Here is a 22,485-nt window from a genome sequence, read left to right as displayed (position 1 = left end):
CCATTTATTGATTATTCATTAAGGTGTTTTCCCCATCCAATGTTATAAAAATTAATATCAGAAACTAAATTTTTAAAAAAATCTGTTTCATATGAACTATTTTTCAAACACTCTAGACTAACAGGAAAACGTCTTTCAATAAAAGATCCACCATCTTTAACTTTATACATTAATGTGAAACCATCAGTTGCTATACATCTGTCAATGCCACTGTCATCTTTCGATGGATTGAAGCGCCACTTATTATTTTGTTCTTTAAGATTAAGAGTTTTCTCATTTATTAGTTTTCCATTCCTTAAATTGTAAATAACTAAGTTTTTCTTAGTATAACTCCACATATAAGAAGATTCAAATTCAGATGAACCTAAAACAAAAATATTACCATTTGTTTTGTATAGTAAACTATAGAGTTTTTTATTCTTACTTAAAATATCATTTTTTTCACGCTGAGCTTGACATGAAAACACTAATACAATACATATAAAAATTAATATCTTTCTCATCTATTTAACATTAAATTTATAATTATAGAACCTACATAATTTACTGTAGCACTTACCCCTGCATTTTGCCAATCATCGTAGTTTACATTTACGATACTACCACTTCCATTAAAATAGGTGACATCATTACTATGTGTCCCTATTACGAATGAATTACCTTTATAACCCCTTTCTTCTAAAATACCTTGAACATCTAAATCGGCTTGTGAAGGATTAGAATCACCAAGCTGTTTAGAAGAAATTATGTTTACTACAGTATCAGGATGATCGTGCCACCACATTTCTAAATTTGAAGCATTTTTTGGCAGTCCTCCTTTACCGTTTGATGTAAATACTTGCATTGAAGCTTCTGTAACAATCTGATTACTATCATTATAATATTGTTTTGGAACATTTCCTTGATCTGCTCTTGTTACACTTTTATCACCTTTAAAGGCATACCCTCCATTTTCTCTACCAGAAGCTTTTGTATCCGCAACCGAACTTACAACACTTCCTAGCCTATTCCCTGTAGGAATATGTGCAACATTTGTACTTGCGGATAAGTCACCTGTATAATTTTGACCATTTTTTGTCGCTGCTTCAACAGCTTTTCTAACCTTCCCTGTTGCGATATATGCTGCTCCTGTATTTTTTCCATCATCACCTATCAACTTAAGTCCATTATTAAACACACCTTTCCTTCCGTAAATGGGATCCAAAGCCTCTTTACCATCTGGATCAATAAATCTAATAGGATTATCAAAAGCATAGTTATATGTTGACCATCTTCTCATTTTCTCTGCCAATGGATCGACAACACCCCATCTCCCGATATCTGCCATATAGAATCTGGCACCATAATCATACATTCCATTTTCCTGCAATTCCTTACCGTTGTACTTATATTGATAAGCATTCTGAGTAGTTACAGTATAATTATGCAATAACCCAAAAGGATAATAATTATTTACTTCTACAATTTCTCCTGGCTTCCAATAATCTATACAGTTTGGCGGATTCATAGGATCCCAAGATCCGTCACATTCCTGAACCCGATACTGTCTAGGCTGTATAACTCCATCCTTGTTGGCATCTGTGTAAGTTAATCTCACGTTTCCTAAATGATCTGTAAAGTTGTAAATATAGGAATTATTTATAAAATCAAAATACCCCTCAGATGTTGGCATAAACTGTAATCCCATAGGATTTATTGGTGTAAGGTCACCACTATAAAACTTATACTGAAAACCATCTAAATAATCTGTAGTATTGGTATCTTGTGTTGTACTGATTATTTTAGAAATTTTCACACCATCCGCTCTATAAATACTAGATACTATTTTCTTGGTTTTGCCAGGCACTCCTGTTATTACATTGGGAAGGTTAAGATAGTTATAAGTAATAGAAGCTAATCCTTTATCCTTATGGGTAGTCATATTCCCATTATCATCATAAGTAATAGTATTATGATTTGCAAGGTAAGGGTAACCGTTACTGTTTCCAACTTGTTCTTCTGTTACTTTGGTCAGTCTGTTGCCTGTATAATCATATTTCAGGTTATCGATAACCATCGCAATATTAGTTCCTGTTAACACCCCTTCAGATCTTTTTAATCTTAAAATATTCCCATTAAGATCATAATCTAGTTTTTCAAAATACTCTTTTGAAGACTCGCTTCCTTCTTTTTGATAAAATCCTGCTGAAAGCCTGTTTAAATTATCATAAGAATATCCGTATCTTTTTAAAGGATCATTTTCCTGAGTTAGTGTTCTCCAAGATATTTCTGCAATATTCCCGTTATACTTTGGTTTTACTTTTAGATCTGGAAAATCTGAATTTGGAGTCTCCAACCCTTCAACTGTATTGTAATTTATCTTATAACCAAAAAGATCAGTTCCTAAGTCAACAGGATCATTTACCTTTGTCATCCAGCCTCTAATATTGTATTTGTAATCAATAGTTTGAAGTGGAGTTGCTATACTTGTTCCTCCAACTTTTTTAGATTCTAACTGAGAAAGCTCATTGTATTTATTTTGAGCTAAAATTTCCTCAGTATTGTTATCTACTTTATGTTTATGAACGAGCAATCTATTTTGATGATCGTATGTAAATGTTTCAGTGATTATTTTTTCCGTGTCAGTATCTAATCTTTTGTGTCGTTTAGTAATTTGAATTGGAACACCTACAAAATCAAGCTCAGATTCTGTTTTGGTATAACCTCCCAAATGATTGATAGAGTAGGTTCCAATTACACGTCCTTTCTCATCATAATAACTATAGTTTTTAGTCCAATTATCCTCTTCAATGTTTTTAACCAAACTCATGACAGGAAAACTGTTGGTACTCATTCCTGAATTTGAAGGATCATCTGTCAATGTTGGCTTTCCGAAAATACTTGTCGGAAATGTCGGATTGAAGTTATATGCTTGGTATGTGTCATAATAATTGACAGTCAATACCTTAAAATTTGAAGTAGGATAAGCTCCAGATTTTGTGTAAAAAACATCCATACCGCTGTTATTCCAACTTAATCTATCTCTGGTTTCATTATTAGAACCTTGTCCGTCTACTGCGTTTTGCTGTTGAATTCTGCCAGAAGGACTGTCTAATGTCCCTGTGTAAATTGGTCGTGAGAATTGATCATATTTAGTAAAAAGCCATTGTCCTTTTCCTTTTAAAACAGTGTCTTGTATCAGAACCAATCGATCCTGCTTGTCATAGACCATATATTCCAACCCTTTTCCAGGTAATTTCTTCTCAACTAGCCTATTTCTACTGTCATATCGGTATTGATAACAAAGATTATCTAAAGTTGTAGGATCAGTTAAACCTGATTTTGCAGCTATGGGCGGAATGGTATAGGCCAATTGATTGTACTCATTATACACATAATAAGTATCTGCATTTTCGGTAGCAGAAATAACTTTTCTTACGAGCAGTGTTTGTCCTCTTCCGTTTTTAAATTCAATGGTTTTGTTGCCATCTTCATCGGTAACGGTAGTTTTGTATAATTGTGCAGGTGAAAAAAATTGAGAGGTCTGAACGGAAGAGGCAAACATTTTATTGGCAGCATCCCAAGTCGTTGTAGTTACATAATTTCTTACCAAATCTTCTGTAGTATTGGCTTCATAGTCAAATTTCACAGGTTTGTTTGCCCAATCTGTTCCAACTTGTTTTTGTTCTAATACTCGGTCTAAAGGAGAGTTTTCAAGAACCTTCTCTGCAAATATCTTTTCGTTTCCTAAAGGTGTATTGGGAGCATAATCTAAAGGATTGGGAACAATTACTCCATTCATTGTTCCTCCTTGTGGAACAGGAAGATAATCTTTAACCTGTCTTCCAAAACCGTCATATTCGATTTTAGTCACCACATCTCTTCCCAGAGGTGATGCTTTTACATTCACTACTTGTTTTAGTCTTCCAAGACCATCAAAATATTGAACGGTATGGATTTGTTTTGCAGTTGAAATGCTTGTGGTTACTGGTTCAAGGTAAGTTCTTGTCTGTACATAATTTTCTGTTATAGGCAGATTCTGTGCATGGGCTAAACTCGAGATCAGTAAAGCTCCGATTGGGATAATTATCTTTTTCATCGTGTGTTAGTTTTTGTAATTGTACTTAAATTCTTTCAGAATTTTTCCTGCTGCATCATTCTCTCTGATTTCTTTTAATCTATTGGCTGAATCATAGATATAAACCTGTCTTATTCCTGTTGGCGGAATAATATTCGTTACACCGATTAGTGGATCATAAGTGTAGGTGGTAATCTTTAAGCCATTCAGACTTGAATTATTTTTGAAGTTAGTAAATGCTGTTAGTAGTGCTCCTTCCTGAGATGGATTGGCTGCATCGGCATCGGAAGCTGAAACAATTCCCGAGATAATTCCCAAATTCGCCAATTGATTATAGGTAATTCCTTCTATTTTAGCAATAGGCATCGTTTCTTTATATCCCCAGACAATCGCTACAGGAGAATTGCTGTCTTTTGGAGTATACTGCAAAATATTTCCTTTACTATCGTATTTATTATACGTTACCTCTGTTGAAGAACTGTTACTTGGAATATCATACGATTTTATAGATAATGGAAGTATTAAACCATTACTGTTATTGATAATTTCAGCGGTTGTTTTGGGATAAAGCGTTTCTGTTTTTGCCAACATTTTTGTCGTTGTTCCAATAGTTTGATTAGAAGTTGTTTCCAATGGAATCCCGATCATGTTTTTATCAATCATTAACTGGTTGCCTTTCTCATAGGCGTAGCTATAAGAAGTTTCATTAAATGTTTCGTCTGGAGATATACTTTTTTTACTTTTTATATTAATAGGTTTATTAATATCCGTATCATAATATTCATACTTTGTTTTGGAAGTGATCTTTTTACCGTTAAAGTATTCTGTGGTTTCAGTCTTGTCTTTTTCAACTTTAGCAGATTCTATGAGATACATAAGGTGGTCAACATAGTAAATATCTACTGGTGTTTGTAGTACTTGTTTACTTCCTTTTGTAATATTAAAATCTGTAGAAAAAGCTACTACTTCAGGGATAGCGGTTGTAAATTCAGATAAGCTATTTTTTAAGGTGTTTAATTTATAAGTATTATTCACAATCCTCAAAGTATCATTATTTTGATTCAGATAAATCTCTCTTTTCAGATTTCCCCTTTTCCACTTGTTGTACATATAGTTTAAATCTGCATTATTATCAAATTCTCTAATGATTTTCCCTTTGCCTGTTATTTCTACTACAGATGGATACGTCATAATATCAGAACTTCCATAACTACTACCTGCCTGACTGGAATTATGAATACGGTAATATTTCTCTAACGCTGAGCCTATCTGAACGCTTCCGGTAGTTCCTAATTGCATGAATTCTCTTACATATCTTTGAATAACTGAAGAGAAATTATAAGGCTGGTTCAAGCTAAAATCAGGAATAAATGTTCCGTTTTCGTATTTTCCGTATGCATATTGATATACATTTGAAATGTTATTTTCATCAACATCTTCCATCTTTCGAAGACGAAGACTACCAAATTTTTTCGTATTTTCTGTGTAAGTAGGATACCTGTATCTTATACTGGTATACATACTACATCTACAAGCTCCCAGTCTGTCTAATGTTAATGTTATAGGGGCTGGTCCTGTAATGTTCCAATCAACCTGCTTAGGATTAAAGTGAGAAAAAAAATTATCTTTATACCTAGCAGTTCCTGTACAACTGGTTTCATCGCCCGGCTCAATTTCATTATTATGACCCGAATTATTCGCATTATCACAAATATTATTAAAAATGACTTCTAATTTTTCAGGTTGCGCACCAGGAATATTGGCAATTTGCTGCATATGCGCAGCAGTGATAGGGAATGTTTGAGCAATAGAAATAGGATCCCCAGATTCATCCATTTCTATGTTGCCAATCTCCACATGTCCCCAAGTATAGCCGGTAGATTGTTTCTCTGTATTGTAAGGAAGCTCATATTCGAAATTTTTCTTTGCTCCGGTAGGATATTGAATTGATTTTAAACTGCCTAAAATAGCATACGTCTCATTTGGCTCTCTGTCTCTTTTCTGAACAGCATTTAATACGTCTGCAGGAATTCCATATTCCACAGAAATATTATTGGGTATATTAGTTCCTTCATTATTATTAGTAGCGTTGATATATCCCCAATAGTCGTCATTGCTTGTATTCCTTTTAGGAAGGTTCAATTGCTCGTTGTATTCAAATCTGTAATCTGAATTCTGAAGATTATCATGTACATTAATTAATTTAAGCCTGTAATCTTCATAGGTTTTATTGGCTCTGTTACTTTCAAAATAACTGTAATTAAGGGTTATATCTTTTATTGTACTTCCTGACCTATTCGTTACGATAATTCTTCGCAGCGCAATTCCTGTATTGTTATTATTGAGATCTTTTCTGTAAGTTAGTCCATCAGAGAATGCATTATTAGCATCATTAGAATATAGGAAGGTAACTTCTCCACCATCAAACTGAATTTTACTGATTAAAGATTCTGAAAAACCTGAAGTTGATTCTGTTTTTTCATATTTGGGAAAAGGAGGCAGTTGTTCAAAATTACCACTTAAATTAGGCGTTATTTTGAAATTTGCTACCTGATTGATGTTTCTTTCCGTATACATATTACCTTTATAGTAAGAAAACTGAACCACATTATTATTGACTTTAACACTGTCTAAATTATAGAGAGATACGTGAGAAGAGGAGCCTCCAATATACATTGATTCTGCTGTATTTCTTGGAGACAACCAATATTCAGTCCCTTGTGTATCTTTTACATAAAACTTACTCCCATTTCGGGTAATGATAACATCATCATTAGGAATCAAAAACGTTTGATTATTATCCTTTAAGAGAAAAGATCCTGATGCAGTAGGTAGATTATAATCAAAAATATCTTTTTTCGTATCATAAAGATTATCATACAAACTGGCCAGATTTATACGCATCTGATTATTACTGGCCTGCTCATCATACAGCCCACTATAAGCCCCATAGTCAGCCATATTTTTAGAGAAAAATGGTGATGACAAATCATCTAACCCTATCATATTATGGGAAATATTTCCAGGAATATTTAATGACCAACCTAATCCTACACTACTTGAAACTTCATTAAGCTTAATACCTCCCGTATTGTATGACAAAGAGATAGGGATGCTTATTCCTCCTATACTAATGTTATAAATGGGAATACTGATATTGGCTTTCCCTCTGAAATAATCCATTGGTATTTTTTCAATCTTTGAAAGACTGTAAGTTTCTGCACTTGTAGGAAAAGGTACCAATTGCTTGGGCTGCTCCCCAAGATTTGATTGTCCTTTGTAAAAGGCACTGAGTATTAAAAATGAGAAGAGTATCTTTTTCTTCATGTGTTAATTTTTTATAAGTTTTGCATTAGCCGTTTTATTAGTATCCGTTTTAATCGTAATCAAATAAGCTCCCTGAATCAAGTTCTGAGTATTTATCTTTGTCACTTTATTCTTAGTTTTCAAACTTTGCAATTGTCTTCCTGACATATCATACAAAGTAATATCAGCTTCCTTAAATTCAAACCCAATCTCCACATACGCATAATCTGATACAGGATTTGGGTAAATTTTGATGTCTTGTTTTACGATTAACTGATCGATTTGTTTGTCCCCCAGCTTAATGATCTTCCAGTTTTCTTTACCAAGTTCTTCGGCACTGGTTCCTGCTAGAACAATACTCCCATCTCTGTTGAGCTTAATATCAGCTAATCTTTCTTCTTTCTTTCGAGATTCACCTTTGACATGCTTACGCCATTGCTCATTTCCATTTTGATCTAAATAAAGCATCCAGAATGTTTCATCATCATTTTCGATCCTTCCTTCTGCCTGAGTATATCCACCTAGTAGAATCCCTTTTGAAGTTTTATCATCGGAACCACGTAAAACACTCATTCCCATGAGTACATCTCGGTTTCCAACATTGTAGGATTTTTGCCAGATTTCTTCGCCTCTTTCATTCGATGAAATTAACCAAAGATCAGTTCCTTCTTCAATTCCTACTGTTTTATTTCCGGATCTTTCAGATCTTGATTCTCCTCCAATTAAAAACCCTGTTGAAGTCAATGCTAATGTTCTTAAATGATCGTCTCCTTTACCTCCGAAGTTCCTTTCCCATTCAGTCTTTCCATTTTTATCGAGTTTGATAATCCAATAATCTCCCTCGCCTTCATTATGAGTCGTTTTGGAATAATAAGTAATCGGTAATGAGTAATCAGTAATTTTTAAAGCAGCCGAATTGGCATTATCCATTACCAATTGCTCATTACTCATGATTGTAGCTCCGCTACGCGAATATATCCCTAGCAATACACCTCCATCTTTTGTAGGAATCATTTTCTCTACTTCATCTAATCCTTTTCCACCAAAAATAGATTGCGAGAGTTCTTTTCCGTTCTTATCCAGTTTAATGATCAAAACATCCTTAGCTCCGTGTCCTTTTGCGGAATTTTGAACATTTCCTGCTACAAAAAATCCCAGATCAGTTGTTTGAATGACAGCTCGTGCTTCTTCATCTGCTGAACTGCCTAACGTTTTTTGAAATAATTCGTCTCCAAATTCATTTAATCTGATCAACCAGAAATCTGAACCTCCTTTAGAATCGTCTTTTTTGTCCAGACCTTTTCCCGAGTAAGAAGTTCCTGCTAAAAGAAATCCACCATCTTGCGTTGATACCGTTGCAGAAAGGAAATCATGATTGTTTCCGACAAAGAACTTTTCCCAGACTTCTTCCCCTTGTTGGTTAAGTTTAACCAAATGGAAATCGTAACCGTTGTTTTGTTTGTTATCCGTAGAAAGTTTTTTAGATTGAATCGAGCTTCCCGTAATTAAATACTGTCCATCGATGGTTGTGGTAACCTGGCTTAGAAAATCCTGAGTATTGGATTTAATGTCCTTTTTGCCAAACTACCTCTTGAGCATAGCTCAAAATTGTGCATATCGAAAATGCACTCATGTAGAGTTTTCTCATCTATTTATATGTGTTTAAAGGTTAATATTAGGTTTTATTATTATAATTGTTCAAATTTAACATTTATTAATAGTTTATAAAATCCCATTAATGAGATTTAACATGAACTTTATCACTTATTAGTATTTTATCTATTGCAAAGATATTTCTACCAAGCGACAAATCATGTCGTGTTATAATTGTTTTTTTTAATTCGCGTGGCTATCCTTAATTTTCCCTTTTGGAATGATTAGATAGGTTTGAGAGTGATTAGAGTAGGATAATATTTGATATAAAATTTAGTATATATAGGTACTATGTAGCAGATTCTTTGTAATCTTTGTCTTAATAGGTATTTATAGAAAAAAACATAAGCCTCAACCCGTAGGTCAAGGCTCAAATTTATGCATTATAATTTTACCAAATTAATCCAAGATCCATTTCTGCTATCTCTCCATTGTGATGTAAGAAATATTGTTCTTCTCATATAAATCTTAATTATTTTTAAGTTGATAATTGATACAGTCATACAAAAAATTTACTAAAGAATTTGCCTGTGCATCGGAACTATAATTGATACTTGGCATTTGTTTCATACATTTTTCATCAAAGGAATTGAACAAATTTTGTTTTCTTTCGTCGGATATCTCCAAGTTTCTTAAATAGCCTGCAATCTTATTTACGGTATTTTGAACTTTTGCGACATTATTGTTATATCTGTTTTGATTTGTTGTCATTGCATTTCCCAAGCCTGAAATGTCTAATTGCTGAGGGTCTCTGTACTGTGTAGGTTGTCCGTATTGAGAATAACCATAGGTAGAAACACACACAAAAACCATTGTTAATAAAATCTTTTTCATAATAATTATTTTCCAAATGGGTTATTTCCTTCTCTCATAAAAACGGTACCCATCTTTTGGTATTTGATTGGCTGACCTTTTACACAGGCTGTATAAATACCACTACCAAAACCATTTTGCGCTCTGATAATGATAACTTCTTTTTCATCAACTCCGTTATCAATTGCTACAAACTTTTTTAATCGGTTGTTCTTGATTGGCTCTTTGAAGTCTTTAGGTAAATCGCACTCTTTTGCCGTTTCTTTTGGCTTTTCCTCCTGCGCAAAAAAATAATACTGGTGTCGTTGCTAATAATATCGTAAAAAATAATTTTTTCATATTGATAAATTTTTAAAAATTGTTGTTTAAAATAAGTGCTTTACAGCTGTTTTATCAGATTCTTGGAATCCTTTATTGTATTTATTGGTTGAGTCGGTTTTTGCCGTGCTCTTGTGCGTTATACAGTCTTCTATTACCTTTTTTTGGGTCTTATTATAGTTCAATATTGAGATTGGTAGAATCAGAATCAAAATCTTTAGACGGTATCTTTTGAAAAACAGTACGATTAGCGTGTATATTAACCAAAACAGTAAAAGATATTTGTAATCATTGAATACAGATTTTGCATACAACACACCTTTATTGGAGTAACTTTTAAAATCCGAACCTTCAAGTATAAGTTCACTACACATCATACCGTTTGTAGGAAGGTTTATCTTAGTTCCAAAAGGTGTTGTTTGATGTAATGTAGCTACTGACGTTGTAGTCGGGTCGTATGTTCCGCTTAAAATAAGTTTTCCCTCATTATCAACACTTGGCGTGTTTAAATTTGGAATATATGAGAATGTGCTGTAATGCTCTACTACAAAAACGGTCACAAATGCCAATACAAAACCTATCAATACTGATTTAGGTATGTTTTTGTCAATCTGAATAGTTTTCTTTTCCATATTAATAATATTCAGCTAAACCATCATTATCCATAACAATAATTTTCTTGTAATCCTGAGAAACAAATACGTAAATATTTTGTTTGGAGTTAGTATTATAGTACAGTGATTGCTTGAAAATTACACCTCCAATCTCTTTATATCCTGATTTTTTTATTTCAGCTGCCCAATATGCTTCATTATTGTTATTATAAACTGTAAAAAGCTGAGTTGCTCTTCCATCAGTAGACACTTCAAAGTAAAACTTATAACTAGAAGTTTCATCTGCAATGGTTTTGTATTGTGACTTTCCGTAACTGTCAGTGTATTTTAGACTTTCTTTTCGGTGACTGAAATAATAGTTTTGGGCAAAACAGAAAGTACTTAATAGTACCATTGCACCTGATAATAATAGTTTTTTCATAGTGATTTTGTGTCACTCGAGCCTAAAGTGTAGTTTTGTTTGGGTTGTATAATAGAAAAAGGACGCAGGCTCGTAATTCTTATTTATCAATAGAGGCTCTGGTAAGCCATAAGGAATAAATAAGCGAAACCCACGTCCCGTAATATATGGACGTGAGCGTTCAACTTATCATTCTACTCCTTATTTTGAATTTACCAGATTCCTATTGGTAGAATAATTATTAACGCTTTTTCGTTGTCGATAAAATTTGAGGTGCTAATATAAGAATTTTTGTAATTATATGACAGCTTGTTTTTTTAGTGGAAATGTAACGGTTCGTGCATCATCACAAACAAAAAAGAGACTTTGATAAAAGCCTCTATCTCTTTAAAATATTTCTATGATAAACCTTTAATAGTAGAGAAAGCTAACAAAGCTTGAATTTATCCTGAGATGGTTTAAGGATTGAACAGGGGTTTCATTATTAGCTTTGCAGGCTCAACGTTTCAGGGCTTGGCCGAAGGTGGGGATTTTTAGCACAAAAATTCAATAGAAATACTACTGTTGGACCTTGCACAAAAGCTTAATCGAAAAGCTTAAGCCCCGCTTTTGGCAAACCCTTGTTATAGGTTGCCCCATTTTCTGTATCTTTTCTTGTTTTATCCTATGCTTTTATAAATTCTGAAATTGCTTTTTCTCTGTCGTCATATTCTTGTTTATTGTTCCATTCGTTGCTTTGTGTCCAAATGTATTTTTCCGTCTTACAATCAAATGCGACTTGTTGTCCATTTAATTCAAAGTATTTCCAGTAATCTATTGACTTTTGGTCTTTGTATAAACTTTCGTCTAATGAAAGTTTGTTTTTCAATTCCACAAAAAGAGAATACGAATAATATTCTTTGTGAAATCCGCTTGTCATAGTTGAACCTAATAAAAGAATGTCAAATTCATTGTTGTCGTTAAAACGTGTAAGTTTTTGACTTCCGCAAGTGTCAATCATTTCAAACTGTTTAACGAAATAATAACGCCAATCATTTTTGTCAGAAAAATCTTCAACCATTTTTTCTAAATCTTGAATCAAAGTCGTTGGATTGACATTATCAAATAATGATTTCAAAACTTTACGTTGTTTATTATCATCTCTTAATAACCTTTTCCAACTAATATCGCGTTCATTACGCCCTCTACTGATTAAAAAACTATAATTTCTACCAATACTCAATAAATAATCTCCTGTTGCCAACAAGGCTCTTTCAAACAGATAATTGTCAAATTTATTTAATCCATCGATACTAAATACGGCTTTAGCTTTTTCTGCGTATTCTTTAAATTTATCAATATTGTGTATTCCGTTTTCGTCTTTACACCAATCTAAAATAAAACCGATTTGTCCATTGAAATATCCGTGATTTTCAATTTTAAAGATTGCTTTTTTCCAATCATCGTTTTGTAAAATAAGATTCGCTTTTATTTTTTCTTCTTCAATTATGAATTTTGGAAAGCCTTTATCTTCGGGATTTACGGAATCTTTAAAATATCCAACAATGTTGTTTCTATGTGGAATGAGCTTTGATAAAAACAATAGTGAATCTGCAAATGTGTTTGCATTATCATAATACAATCTATGAGCTTCAACAAGATTTCGGACAATTCTGAACCAATTTTGAAGATTCACTTCATCATTATCATTTTCACAAGCCAAATATTGGTATAAAGCAAATAATTTCAATAGTTCGGCATAGCCTAAATTATTTTGTATTGCACCATTAAAAATTTCTTTCTCATTTACATAAGTTGTGTCGGAAAGAAATGTTTTTAATCCGTTTTTATCAGTTAGTTTATTTAAAACAGATTTCAATGTTTTAAAATAACCCTCATCAAAACAGCCCAAATCTAAATATTGAATGAATGAAACTACTTGACTTCCCCTCAATAAATCTAAGTTCCTTCTTAATTTATCGTCTTTTTTTGCTTTGATTGTGTAATTTATTACAGCCATTGTTCTGAAAAAATTCAAAAGCTGTTCATCAAATACATTTTCGGTTTTATCACGATAATTCCAAAACAAATCTGTCCAAAGTGTATCAATTTGATGTGAAAATGTTTCGGTCGATTCTATGTTGTTTTCCCAACTTTCTTTGTTTATATGTTGCTCAAACTTTGCTTTGAAGTTTTCAAAATCAGTAAGAGGTTTACCTCTTGCGTTCATTTTGATATACAAATCATCAGAAAGTCCGAAGTTTTGCAATTCTATGTAATGAAAACTAATGTTGTTTAGCTTATTCCAAACTTCGGTTTCGTTTTGAAATATTTGCTGAATATCATCTAACATTGTCAACATTGATTTTATTGTCTGGTCTCTTTTCCACGAAAGAAAAAACCAAGAACTATCAATGATACGTTCAGAAATTTTTTGTTCGGTATTGTAAATAATTCCTTTATTGATAAGGTCAATGCAAAATTCTCTTGAACTTGTTCGTGTTTCATAAGTGAATTTTGTCAAAACATTTTTCACTTCATCATTTAACTTGTTCTCTTTGACAGCAATAAACCAATGCAATAAAAACAATGTTGTCAGTCGTTGTTGTCCGTCAAGTGGTTGCAAAATTTTATCTCTTACGCTACCATAAACAAAATCCAATTCCTTTGGTGTACCATTAACTGTTTCAAGTAAAAACTTTAAGAAGTTCTCTCTTAGTTCCTCTTTTCCTTCTCTACCTTGAGCGTAATCTCGTTGTATAATTGGAATTTCAATTTTACTTAGCGGTTGCCAAGTTTCATTTTCATAAATAGCTTCTTCGTTAGAAAGCAATTGCAGAAAATTTAATTTTTTTGATGTCGGATTATTGCTCATTTTCTGCCAATGTCATTTGAGGTAAATACTGATTGATTACTTTTTGTATTTTTTCAAAATATGAGGTTCTATCATTTTCATTCCAAACTTCAATGTCTTTCACGTTTACAGAATAATATTTCATAAAAATATTTTTAGTGCAAATTGGAATAAAAGTTCCTTCAATTTCTCTTTCAATTATTTTCTTTCGTTTTTGTTTAAAAGAATCGTTTTTGTAAGAGCGATTTGTTCCACTATCTAATAAACACAGGTTACGCAAGCTATTGTCTTCTTCGACCAATACATAGTCGACAATGTTGCCAAATTCATTTTCGTCAATTGTGTTGCCCGATTTTATGAATTCAATCCGATTATTCAACTCCTCATTTTGATGATTTTCTGTTTTGATAAAGTTATTTTTTAGCCAATCAATTTGATTTTCTTTTTTCACATTAACTTCCGTTGCAATAGCGTGAATATGTTCAACGTCCCAAGATTCTTTTTTGTAACGGTCAAAAGGGAAACGATTAGTTTCGTTTTCGTTGTTGAGCATTGTTTGTATGTTGTGAAGCAATAAAATTTCACGAATATTTCTTCCATTATATTCTACTACTTCCAAATTCATTTTTTTAAATTTGGATTCTATTTCTTGGTTTATCCAATTTGAAAACTCTGTTTTGGATTTCTCTATTTTTTCTTTAAGTATATTTTTGATGTTAGTTCCAATCGCAATTAGATAACCAATTTTGTGATACAATTCTCTGTCATTATAACATTCTTCAAGCGTTTGAAAATACTTTTTAATTTCCTGCCAATTGTCGTTTATTTCATTTTCCGATTTGGTTTGAAATTTTTCATTAAAGAAATGGAAAATTGAAAATTTATCATCACTTGGCTTTTCCGACATTAAATTGAAAATAAACTCTATTCTCGTTGCCAAGTTGTTTTCGTTTTTGTTGATGAAATACCAAAAAGAATCGTCTTGTAAGGCATATTCAATTCTGTCCCATTCTGAAGCAATTTCTAATTGTTTCAAACGTAGTTTTTCGCTGTCTGCTTTTGCGAAATTTGAACTATTTAAAAACAAAGCCTTAATCAATTCAGCATTTGTTAGCGGAATTTTACCGCTGTTGATTCTTGTGAAAATATCAATAGAATTATCATTTGTTAAAGTTTCATACCAAATAACTTTTGTAGAAAAGTTGAATTTTGATTCAAACGTATTTACATCAAATTGCTCTCCTTTGTTTTTGAACCAATCACAAATTGTTTTGTAGGCAGAAGAAATAAAATAATAGTCAATGTTCGTGTCGTTTATCGTTTCTCCGTTTAATTCTTTTTGTAAATAGTCGGCTGAATTTTCTCTTGTTTCGTATTTTAGACCAAACAATTTTTTTTGGCGATTTGCAATATAACCTTGATTTAAGTAATGCAAAATTAAAAATGTTGTTGTAAGGCGTTGTTGTCCGTCAATTACGTTCCATTCGTTTTCATCTTTTTGTTTTACCACTATTGGTTGTAAACAATACCAAGTTTTTTCATCGGTATTAGGAATTTCTTTTGGTGAAAATTCGTTGATGTCATTCAATAAATCTGTCACTTGTTGCCCTGTCCAACGATAGCCTCTTTGATATGATGGTATGAAGAAATTAGATTTCAGTAAATCGTTGATTGTTTTTATCGATATGTTATTATTTGCCATTTTCTATATGTTGGGCGGTGGGTGCGATTGGTTTCCGTCTTTTTTGTCTGTCTGTTCAAGTTTGCACGGTTGTCCTTTGGGGTTGCCTATAACGTTTTGGGTATTGCCGAAGGCGGGGCTTTTAGCACAAAAATTCAATAGAAATCCTAATGTTGAACTTTGAAAAATGCTCAATCGAAGCACTTCAGCCCCGCTTTTGGCAATACCATGCTAGAGGTAGTAATATTTTCAGTAAGGAATGTTTTGTTCATATTGTTCTCTCATTAACTCCTCATAATAGCTTTCGATTTCGTCAGCATAATCAGTATATTTCGCAAAAACGTCAGCGGTGTGAACAAATAATGTCATACTTTTTTCTAACAGTTCAGCGACATCTATCACATTAATCCGCTCTCCTGTTTTAAAGGAAGGATTTTGTTCTTTGTCAACTGGATATCTAAATGCGTCAGAGTTTTTGTCAAGTAAATGAAAAGTACTATTTAGTTTTTCAACTTCATTACACAATTCTTTGAAGGATTTCTTATCTTCTTTTTCAATTTCAATTCCATACTTCGCCTTTAAAGTTTCAAATGTTTTGTCAATATGCATTTTGAATGCTCTAAATAAATTTTCAAGGTCATGCGTCCCTGCCTTAACATAGTCATCTTTGTCAGAATACTTTGCGAAGTATCTAATATTTGTTTTTAGTCCAAGCTCCATGCAATGTCTTGCAAGAAATAATATTGGGTAAGCAATATAATCCACATGAGAGTTCGTTACCAATACGTCTTTTAATAAAATGTCAAAGCTCTTTTTATAACTTCCCAAATAGCTTGGAAAGCTCAGGTAATAGTCAATAAAAGCATTGAATTGGTGTTCTGTTCGTTTGTTTCTTTCAATCTGTGTCATATTCTCAAATTATTACCGCTAACTTTCTAAATTACGCATTGCGTCAATAATAACAATAAATATTGCGCCATTTTTTTAACCTTTATGAATTAATGTGCATAATGATTTGATTTTCAATAGTAAAAGATAAAATGTTTTTATACTTTTTTTGTGGACACATATTTATATTTTTGATTATACATTCGCTATAAACTACAAAATTTGATTCATTTTGTAGATTGTTACAAATCTACAGCGACTTAGGTAAGTAATCTTTGCGGTTTTGTTGGGCGTTGAAAAATCAGATTTGAAACAAGTATATTTTTGTCAATATATATCTACCTATTTACCCCAAAACCAAATTACAGAATCTTACCAAACAATCCCTATAAACTATTATATACAGAGATGTTTTCAGAGTTTCTGCAAAATAGTACCAATATATACTAAAATTTATCTCATAATTTATCCTATCCTAACCCACTTCTAAACTATCCTAACCAATATTTCGGGAAACTATGGTAAGCGATTTACTGTGTTCTGGATATAACAATTGTTTTACCTGCGGAGTTTTGGGAAAATGTATAATACTTGGTCAGCTATTTACGCCATACGCCAAATTTTTGCTGTAAAAACATACCCCTATACCGAATCTCAAAAATTTTATATAGGTATCGACAGGTAACCTACCTTAGAGAAAGTAGATACCCATCAGAGAGTTTTTTTCGGCATACCCCTCCCAAAGTATTTAGGTTTTTCGACGGCTGTTTTTGTTTTCCTGCGTTCCGAGTGGTTAAAAAGTTTTTAACAACGGTTGATATTTTGGTTAAAAAGTGCTTGTAAAGCTTGTGGTTATCAGGTTTTTGTCGTATATTTATACTGCTTATGTGAGCGACTTACTACCTTGTTTCTATGTGTACAAGGTTTCAGAAAAAACAAAAATGCCTAGAAGTATTGGCGTACTGCTAGGCGAATCAATAAATTTTAACGTATCTAAAACTTATCAACATGACAAATTTACAAAATTGTCTCGATACTGCTAGTATCTATGTAGGAACGTACGCGAAGTACAACAATGGCTCACTATTTGGGAAATGGCTAAGCCTTTCGGATTATTCCGATTATGACTCACTGCTCATCGCAATGTATGATTTACACAGTGACGAATCCGACCCTGAATTTATGTTTCAGGACTACGAATGTTCTTTTCTTGAAAAAATGGGGTTGTTGAGCGAATGCCATATATCTAAAGACATTTACGAAATAATTGAACAAATCAATGATTCAAGTCATGACCTAGAGGTTTACGAAGCGTGTTTGGATTGTTTAGGTAAAATGGATTTCCAAAGTCTAAATGAGTATGTAAACAATTTTTATTACGGCGAATATTCGAGCGATGAAGATTTTGTACAAGAATTATACGAAAATGATACCTTTAATATTCCTAATTGGGTTGTAATTGATTGGAGCGCAACTGCACGGAGCATAATGTATGATTATTTTGAAAGCAATGGTCATTACTTTCGATCTTAGTATATTTGTAAAGTAGAGTAGATGTTTGTAACTTCTAATTAATGTAGAGTTAATTAAGTTCAAATAGCTTTAAAAAATTATATTTTCAAACTTCGGATACAAAAACGGATACAAAAAGAAAAAAGAGAATTTGCAATTAATTGTTTTTCAATATATTACAAAATTCTCTTTTAAAATTTAGTGACCTCGACAGGATTCAAACCTGTAACCTTCTGAGCCGTAATCAGATGCGCTATTCAGTTGCGCCACGAGGCCGTTGTTACCTTGTTGTTTAAGGGTTTGCAAATATAGCACTTTTTTCTTTTCTTTGAAAGATGAAACAGAAAATTTTACTTTTATTTACAGTTATAGCGCTAATCTCCTGTAAAAGAGAACCAAAAATTTCATCTAATGAATGGACTTCTATCTCGAATCACCTTCAATACAAGGAAGCGGATAAGGTTTTAGACCTGAAATCTGGAAATTTCACTTATAATTTTAAGAAAAATCAGGTTCCGTTCAAGAAAATCATCTTATTGAATGCAAGTATGGCAGGATATATTTCTGAATTGGGAGCAGAAAATATGATCATTGGAGTTTCAAGTCCGGAATATATCTACTCTGAGAAAATTCAAAATTTACTTAAAGAAGGAAAAATTCAGAATGTAGGAAGCGAACAGAAATATGATGTTGAGAAAATCATCTCATTAAAACCGGATGCAATTTTCACCAATCATATTGCAAGTTTCGACAATGCCTATCAGCTTTTAAAAAACAATGGAATTCAGGTAATCTTCCTGGATGAATACATGGAGCAGAAACCATTGGAGAAAACAGCGTATATCAACCTTTTTGGAAAGCTTCTAGGGAAAGATAAAGAAGCGGTAGCAAAATATAGTGAAGTTGAGAAAAATTATAATGAATTAAAGGCGCTAGCATTAAAAGCGAAGTCAAAACCGGTAGTTTTAGCGAATGAAATGTATGGAGATGTTTGGTATCTTCCGGGTGGGAAGACTTCTGTGGCTAATTTTATCTCTGATGCGAATGCCGAGTATATTTTAAAGAATAATACAGATGAAAAAGCAGTGACCATGAGTTTTGAAGAAGTTTTTTCGAAATCAAAAGGGGTACAGTTTTGGGTAAACGCCGGAAACCATGTTTCTAAGAAAGAATTACTGAGCGTTAATCCTTTTTACAGCAAGCTGGATGTTTTCAATAAAGGAAAAATTTATGGGATTATGGGAAGAGAAAAACAAAAAGCCAATGATTTCTTTGAAAGCGGAATTGTAAGGTCTGATCTTATTCTTAAAGATTACATTAAAATTTTTCATCCTGAGCTTCTTCCGGATTATCAGCTGACTTATATGAAAGAATTGCAATAACTCAGAGTATTTGTTTATTTTTGTATTTCCTTTTTAATAGCTATGTGGAAAAAAATCAAACAGTTTATTTTTATTGTTCTTATACTCAATGTAGTATTCATTATTTGGGGTAGATTCTTCAATCCGCCTATTACGATTACGCAGATTGGTGGTCTATTTGAGTTTGGAAAGCTGCACAGAGATTATATCTCGTATGATGAGATGGGGGATAACGTGAAGAGAGCAGTCATTGCATCGGAGGATCAAAAGTTCTTTATGCATGATGGTTTCGACTACACGGCCATTGAAAAAGCGATGAAAAACAATGAAAAAGGAAAAAAAATAAGGGGCGGAAGTACAATTTCTCAGCAAACAGCGAAAAATGTTTTCCTTTGGCAGGGGAGAAGTTGGTTGAGAAAAGGGCTGGAAGCCGTTTATACTTTTATCATTGAGAAAGTCTGGAGTAAAGATATTATTCTGGAAAGATACCTTAACTCAATTGAAATGGGACAGGGAGTTTTCGGGGTAGAAGCGGCTGCGCAGTATTATTTTGGAAAGCCATCCAAAGATCTTTCGGCATCTGATGCTGCATGGATTGCTGCTGTTTTACCGAATCCTAAGAAATATGATCCTAAAAATCCTTCTCCTTATTTGAGAAAGAAACACAACTGGATTATGAGACAAATGAGGAATGTTAGTTTGAAATAGTATCTTTGTACTAATGAAATTTTTCAATTCAAGCACAAATTTTGAATCTGTTCTTAAAAAGTACTTTTCTTTTAAGAATGAAACACTCTCTTTAGAACCTTTTGCAGAGTTTTTAGAGAGTATAAAAAAGACAGACTTTACGGAGGTTCTTAATTTCTTCAAAAGTAATCCGAATTACACTGAAAATTTTAAGTATTACATTCATCATATTTTTGAGGGAAGGCCTTTCAACTTATCTTTAACAGAAGCTAATATTCTGTCTGAGAACGCCTTCTTTCCTGAGCTTAAGAAAAGAATTCTTAATAAAATATTACCTCCTGTAGAAAACGAAAAAACGGTTTGGTATCTGGTAGATAATATAAGTTTAAGACCTAAAGCAGATTTAAAATATTTACACAATCTTCCCGAAAACGAGATCAATGAATTGATTAAAATTCTTGGGGTTTCAGATTTTATTACAAAGCCAAAAGTGAAGAAAGAAATGATCTTCGCGATGAGTATTCTTTCTTGGCGTGCTACAGGAATGGCGATGGAAGTGGAAGTGGTAAGAATGGCTCCACAATACAGAAATTTCGATAACCCTTTTCTGGCTTTACAAAACGAATTGGAAGATCTTGCCGAAGATCTTGAGAAAAATCCTGACCTTCAATTACATTCAAGAGACAGCAGATACAAGCAAATTAAAATTTATACCGAACAATGTTTAGAGTTCGTAACTATAGCTTTCAAAAACTCTTCTAAGTATGGTATTTCAGGGAAGATCAATCAGTCTCTTCTGAAGATCCGTCAGCAAATGCAGAGGGTATATGAAATTGTAAATCTGTTGGTAATTGATACTGAAGAGGATATTTATATTAAATCTAAACAGTTAGTTTTTAATGTATTAAGTTATAAATCACATAAGAATAATATTTCTGAGCTCATCAATGACAGTACGAGATTGATTTCGCATCTTATTACCAATCATACCGCAGAAACAGGAGCGCATTATATTACCTCTTCTAAGAAGGAATATATGACCATGTTTTATAAAGCGAGTGGTGGTGGGATTATTGTAGGGGCATTATGTATCTTGAAAATGCTTTACGGATACAACCATGGAAGTGATTTTTCACATGCATTTTTATATTCGATGAATTATGCAATGGGATTCATCATGATTTATCTGATGGGATTTACCTTGGCAACAAAACAGCCGGCGATGACAGCGGCAACCATGACCAAAGTTCTTGCGGAGGAAGGTAATTCTAAAAGTGACAGAACAGAATTTGCCCATCTTGTTTCGAAGTTGTTTCGAAGTCAGTTTATTGCATTCGTAGGAAATGTATTGCTGTCTTTCCCGATTGCATTGGCAATTATTTACGGATTGGATGTCTTTTTCTCACAAAATCTAGCGGTTGACAGGTCTGATAAATTGCTGAAAGATTTAGATCCGTTTCAGTCTAAAGCTATTTTACATGCAAGTATTGCCGGGTTTTACCTTTTTATTTCAGGGATTATTTCAGGGAATATCGGGAACAACTCCGTGTTTTTTCAAATACCGGAAAGGATTGCTAAAAACATTGCGATCAGAAGGCTTTTTGGAGCTAAATTCGCGAAAGGGCTCTCTAAGTATTATGCTAAAAACTGGCCGGGAATTGTTTCTAATTTCTGGTTTGGGGTATTTCTTGGGGCAACGGCTCCTGTGGGATTATTCTTCGGATTAGACTTAGATATTCGTCACATTACTTTTGCCGCTGGAAACTTTGCAATCGGACTTTACGGAAAAGATTTTTCTGTAGATTCTTATACTTTTTGGATATCCTTTATTACCGTTTTCTTAATTGGATTCTTCAACTTCCTGGTAAGCTTCAGTTTGTCTATGTTTTTGGCCTTCAGATCAAGAAAATTGAACTTTGGGCAGGTAAGTGAAATCTATAAAGAAATATTCAGGTATTTTTTCAGACATCCATTAAAGTTTTTCCTTCCCATAAGTTCTGGATTGGATAAAAGAGCGGATGATCTGATGAGCAATACGATGTCTACAAAATCTGAAGATCATTAAATTTTTCTTCACCAAATTTGTCCTGAAACTTTTTAAGATAAAAACTTCTGCGCATTTTAAAATCATTCTTCAGTAGAGGAGAGATGATCTTAATGATGATGCATTTATTTTCAATATTGACACTTCTAATCTCGCTAAAAAGACTTTCATCAAGGTATTCCTCAAGAAAATCTTTGATCTCAAAGGCGACAAGCTTATCTTCAAAACCATGAATTCTTGCAAATGATTTTACTAATTCTGAGGACAGATATTCACGTTTTTTCTTCTTCATTTATAGAACGACTTATAGGCGTAAAA

15 protein-coding genes and 1 tRNA gene are annotated in these 22,485 nt (G+C 32.9%); 4 read left to right on the top strand and 12 right to left on the bottom strand.

Annotated features, from left to right (window positions below):
- Positions 1-11: 11 nt before the first annotated feature.
- The 10 genes from AMQ68_RS06115 to AMQ68_RS25420 all read right to left on the bottom strand — a co-directional run bounded on the left by AMQ68_RS06115 (position 12) and on the right by AMQ68_RS25420 (position 16,584).
- Complete coding sequence (locus tag AMQ68_RS06115) at positions 12-503, bottom strand: hypothetical protein (RefSeq protein ID WP_054509682.1); 492 nt, start codon at positions 501-503, stop codon at positions 12-14.
- Complete coding sequence (locus AMQ68_RS06110; RefSeq protein ID WP_054509681.1) at positions 500-4,078, bottom strand: DUF6443 domain-containing protein; 3,579 nt, start codon at positions 4,076-4,078, stop codon at positions 500-502. Before AMQ68_RS06110 ends, AMQ68_RS06115 begins: the two co-directional genes overlap by 4 nt.
- Positions 4,079-4,084: 6 nt before the next feature.
- A complete protein-coding gene (locus AMQ68_RS06105) occupies positions 4,085-7,384 on the bottom strand; it encodes a hypothetical protein (RefSeq protein ID WP_054509680.1) in 3,300 nt (1,099 codons plus the stop codon).
- Between the two features lie 3 nt (positions 7,385-7,387).
- The gene (locus AMQ68_RS06100) at positions 7,388-8,797 is read right to left on the bottom strand and encodes a T9SS type A sorting domain-containing protein (protein WP_241775063.1); all 1,410 of its coding nucleotides are present in this window, start codon (positions 8,795-8,797) and stop codon (positions 7,388-7,390) included.
- 687 nt (positions 8,798-9,484) lie between these two features.
- A complete protein-coding gene (locus AMQ68_RS06095) occupies positions 9,485-9,850 on the bottom strand; it encodes a hypothetical protein (RefSeq protein WP_054509679.1) in 366 nt (121 codons plus the stop codon).
- Between the two features lie 344 nt (positions 9,851-10,194).
- A complete protein-coding gene (locus AMQ68_RS06090) occupies positions 10,195-10,779 on the bottom strand; it encodes a hypothetical protein (RefSeq protein ID WP_071254678.1) in 585 nt (194 codons plus the stop codon).
- Position 10,780: 1 nt separating this feature from the next.
- Positions 10,781-11,182: a hypothetical protein gene (locus AMQ68_RS06085; RefSeq protein WP_054509678.1), complete on the bottom strand. Its 402-nt coding sequence runs from the start codon at positions 11,180-11,182 to the stop codon at positions 10,781-10,783.
- Positions 11,183-11,825: 643 nt separating this feature from the next.
- A complete protein-coding gene (locus AMQ68_RS06080; protein WP_054509677.1) occupies positions 11,826-14,015 on the bottom strand; it encodes a DUF262 domain-containing protein in 2,190 nt (729 codons plus the stop codon).
- Positions 14,005-15,696 (bottom strand): DUF262 domain-containing protein, encoded by a 1,692-nt coding sequence (locus AMQ68_RS06075; protein WP_054509676.1) that lies wholly within the window; start codon positions 15,694-15,696, stop codon positions 14,005-14,007. The genes AMQ68_RS06080 and AMQ68_RS06075 overlap by 11 nt, the downstream gene beginning before the upstream one ends.
- 228 nt (positions 15,697-15,924) lie before the next feature.
- The gene (locus AMQ68_RS25420; protein WP_185113387.1) at positions 15,925-16,584 is read right to left on the bottom strand and encodes a hypothetical protein; all 660 of its coding nucleotides are present in this window, start codon (positions 16,582-16,584) and stop codon (positions 15,925-15,927) included.
- A gap of 987 nt (positions 16,585-17,571) precedes the next feature.
- Between AMQ68_RS25420 and AMQ68_RS06060 the strand changes: the two genes are divergently transcribed.
- Positions 17,572-18,096, top strand: coding sequence for an antirestriction protein ArdA (locus AMQ68_RS06060; RefSeq protein ID WP_054509675.1), 525 nt, complete (start codon positions 17,572-17,574; stop codon positions 18,094-18,096).
- A gap of 181 nt (positions 18,097-18,277) precedes the next feature.
- Here the strand turns inward: AMQ68_RS06060 and AMQ68_RS06055 are convergent.
- Positions 18,278-18,351: transfer RNA gene (locus AMQ68_RS06055), tRNA-Arg, on the bottom strand.
- Positions 18,352-18,410: 59 nt separating this feature from the next.
- On the opposite strand from AMQ68_RS06055, the gene AMQ68_RS06050 reads away from it, so the two are divergent.
- Genes AMQ68_RS06050 through AMQ68_RS06040 form a run of 3 tightly spaced genes read left to right on the top strand, consistent with a single transcriptional unit; the run spans position 18,411 to position 22,188 of the window.
- Positions 18,411-19,457, top strand: a complete 1,047-nt coding sequence (locus tag AMQ68_RS06050; RefSeq protein WP_054509674.1) for an ABC transporter substrate-binding protein — start codon at positions 18,411-18,413, stop codon at positions 19,455-19,457.
- Positions 19,458-19,499: 42 nt separating this feature from the next.
- A complete protein-coding gene (gene mtgA, locus AMQ68_RS06045) occupies positions 19,500-20,144 on the top strand; it encodes a monofunctional biosynthetic peptidoglycan transglycosylase (RefSeq protein ID WP_054509673.1) in 645 nt (214 codons plus the stop codon).
- Between the two features lie 13 nt (positions 20,145-20,157).
- Positions 20,158-22,188, top strand: a complete 2,031-nt coding sequence (locus AMQ68_RS06040) for a recombinase (protein ID WP_054509672.1) — start codon at positions 20,158-20,160, stop codon at positions 22,186-22,188.
- Here AMQ68_RS06040 and AMQ68_RS06035 read toward each other — a convergent pair.
- The gene (locus AMQ68_RS06035) at positions 22,166-22,459 is read right to left on the bottom strand and encodes a hypothetical protein (protein ID WP_054509671.1); all 294 of its coding nucleotides are present in this window, start codon (positions 22,457-22,459) and stop codon (positions 22,166-22,168) included. The genes AMQ68_RS06040 and AMQ68_RS06035 overlap by 23 nt on opposite strands.
- Positions 22,460-22,485 lie beyond the last annotated feature (26 nt).

Source organism: Chryseobacterium sp. ERMR1:04, assembly GCF_001297705.1.
In the GTDB taxonomy this organism is placed as follows: Bacteria; Bacteroidota; Bacteroidia; order Flavobacteriales; family Weeksellaceae; genus Chryseobacterium.
This window is presented reverse-complemented; position numbering and strand designations above follow the sequence as displayed.